The organism is Polaromonas sp. P1_G2 (assembly GCF_056405515.1).
The window spans coordinates 1-3,137 of sequence record NZ_JBFUBY010000373.1 but is presented as its reverse complement, the minus strand read 5'-3'; the positions used below and the strand labels follow the sequence as shown (position 1 = coordinate 3,137).

Sequence of the window (3,137 nt, the reverse complement as noted above, 5' to 3'; positions counted from 1 at the left end):
GTAATCAGGCTTTCCAGCATGGCTTCATCCCACACCGTGCCATCGGCGAACTCAACCCGCTCAAGCCGGCTCTCCACAGCACCGAACCAGTCGGTGAGGGTTACAACGTCACTCGTGCCGTCGACACGCAGGTACAAGTCGTAGGCGCCTCGAGAGACCTTGACGTCCGCGGCTGTGACCGTTCCGTCAAACCGCAGGGTATCGATGTTGCCAACCGCTTCATCGTAGTCATTGATGTAGTCCGTGCCGTCGCCCCGGCTATACAGGTATACATCGTTGCCAGCGGCGCCATCGAGAATGTCGTCGCCAGTTCCGCCGGTCAGAATGTCTTCGCCCGCCCCGCCGCTCAGGTAGTCGTCGCCGCTGCCGCCGTCCAGGCTGTCGTTGCCGGCCTGTCCTTCAAGGACGTCATTACCGCCCAAGCCTTCAATGACATCGTCGTTCTCGAAGCCCAGCAGATAGTCATCTCCTTCCGTGGGGTGCAGAACGGCGAGGCCGGCCAGATCTTCCGCGCTCCAGACGGTTCCGTCGGAAAACTCGACCTGCTCGACTTTGAAGGTATCGCCCTGAAACCAGTTGGCCAACGTGACTCGGTCCGTGGTGCCATTGATGGTGAGATAAATATCGTATCCTTGGCGGGTCACCGTGACGTCGCTGGCCAGCACGCCGGCATCGAAGCGCACGGTGTCTATATTGCCGGCCGTGTCGTCGTATTCGTTGATGGTGTCCTGGCCATCACCCCGCTTGAAGAGGTATACGTCGTTGCCGGTATCACCCAACAGCGTGTCGTTTCCACCTTGTCCGTCGAACACGTCCGATGAGGTTGTGCCCACCAGCAAATCATCGCCAGATGTTCCAGGCACGGTAACTGCTAGTTCCTCGGCGTCGATGGCTACATCAAACTCAGCGGAAGTGCTGGCACCAGCGCTGTCAGTGGCGGTTACCTTCAACGACAGCGAACCCTGATCGGCTGAACCGGGTGTTCCGCTGAAGGTCTGTGTCATGGCATCGAAGGTCAACCACTCAGGCAGGGCATCGCCGTTGGCCAGGCTGGCGCTGTAGGTCAGGAGGTCTGATGGGTCCACATCGTAGAAGGTGCCATCTACCGAGAAACTCCATGCTTGGCCCAGTTCGATCTGCTGGTCCGTCAATTCGTGCGCCACCGGGGCGTCGTTGACGTCTGCGATGCTGACGACTAATGGCGCATCCACACACGCGCCATTGGCATCCATCGCGGTCACGATGAGCTGCAGTTCGCCGATGGCCTCTTGTGAAGGAATGCCTGAGAAAGTCCGGGTAGCCGGATCAAATGTCAACCACTCCGGCAGCGGCGACCCGTCAGCCAAGGTGGCGGAAAGTGTCAAAGGCCCGCCCGTGCCGCCCGAAAAAGTCTCGGCAGCAACGTCGTAGCTGAACGATGCGTTCTGGTCCGTCTGCGCAGCTTGCAGCGCCGAAGCCACGGGGGTCAAGCCCTGTTGCCGGGCAATGGCCAATGCGTCGGCCATTGAGATAACCTGGCCGTCCTGGAACTTGAGGAACTCGATGCCCGAACCGGCCACCTCCGCCGCCCCCAGGTCAATAGCGGCCAGCTTGCGCCCGTCGCGCAGGATGATCAAGGAACCTGAGGCGATTCCTTCCCTGTAGTCGGGGTTAGGAACATACCCGAAGCCATCCTCGGATGGAACCCATTGCGCCTGGCCATTGCCCACAAGGCTCCGCAGTCCATAACTCGCATGACCGAATGCAAACTGCAGACCGGCCAGAGTGACGCCTGAACCGAATTGCACCGTATCCACATCGGCATCCATGCCGGGATCCACATAGGAGAAGTCTTCATAGTGATCAAATGATCTGCTCCAGCTGGTCACATCGATATCGGAAACGACGTCCGCATCGGCTGAGCTTTGCCCATAGTCGAACACCAGGTATTGATCTCGGCCGGTGCTTCCCTCCAGCACATCGAGGCCTCGCCCGCCCAGGAGTACATCGTCACGGTCGCTGCCGTACAAAGCGTCGTTTCCATCACCCCCGTCAAGAAATGCCACGGTGGCATGGTCCACAACGACGGGGCCTCCAAAGCCGCCAAGGAGAGAATGATTTTCGACATTGACAACGTCGTTTCCCCCTCCGGCATGCACGATGCCGGCATTGATGGTGATGGTGTTGTCGCTGTCGCCTGATGACACGTCAGCGGCATACGCAGGCATCCAGTCTTTATATTCGGTGTGATAGCCCGTCAGTTGCCATATCGGCGTTTCGTACAGGTCTGTCCGGGTCCCCACATAGTTGTATCCCGTTATCACGTGGCTATCTGGCTCATCGGCGTAAACAGGGCTCCAGGAATTCACGCCAACCGGCAGATGATGCTGGGCGCTCGCTTGTGCAGAAAGAACTGCGTGGACGTACCTATACACCGCCTCACTGAAAATCGAGCCCGTGACGCCACCCAAGGCAGCAACTGACAAAAATCCCGTGACTGTCGCGGTAGCGTATTCACCACCGCGTGCATCCACATACTTGTAGCCAATTACCCCGTAGTCAGGCACCTCAAAAGCAATGGACACCACGCCCGGCACTTCCAGCTCGGCTTCGTCAGACGTCACGGTTTGCCACAGGGCCGTATTCGAATCGCTGTAATCGTAGCGGGCGGGCTTAAATGCACCCAGGCCCGCCGCAGCCGTGATGCCCTGCCAGGCCAGCTGCTGGGCAGCCGCGGCCTGCTGGCTATCTGCTTGGGTATTCGAGGGGTCATTGGCCATCGGCGGAGCCTCTTGCAGAAAGCTGCCCAGCGACCGCTGCTGGTCATTGACGTCAACCGTGATGCGGGTAGCTGCATCGCTGCCGCCGGCAATGCTCAAACGCTGGCCATTGAAGTACAGCGAGATTTCCCCGGCGCTGTCCTGCAGGGCCACTACCGCGCTCAGGTTGACGCCTGTGCCCAGCACAATGACGTCCTGGCCTTCAGCATCTTCGATCCTGTCCTGTTGGCCCGCCGTGCTGACGGCCGCATCAGCCGAAGCGCCCCTGCCAAATGCGTAGACGTCGTTACCTGCGCCGCCCAGCAGCAAGTCGTTTCCTTTGCCGCCCTCAAGGTAGTCATTTCCTGCGCCCCCTGTCAGCACATCATTGCCGCCGCC

At 59.7% G+C, this 3,137-nt stretch carries 1 protein-coding gene; it reads right to left on the bottom strand.

What is annotated here, in order from left to right; genetic code table 11:
- Positions 1-3,137, bottom strand: a 3,137-nt coding sequence (locus AC1D0P_RS23720) for a putative Ig domain-containing protein (protein ID WP_477678985.1), incomplete at both ends; no start/stop codon positions are given.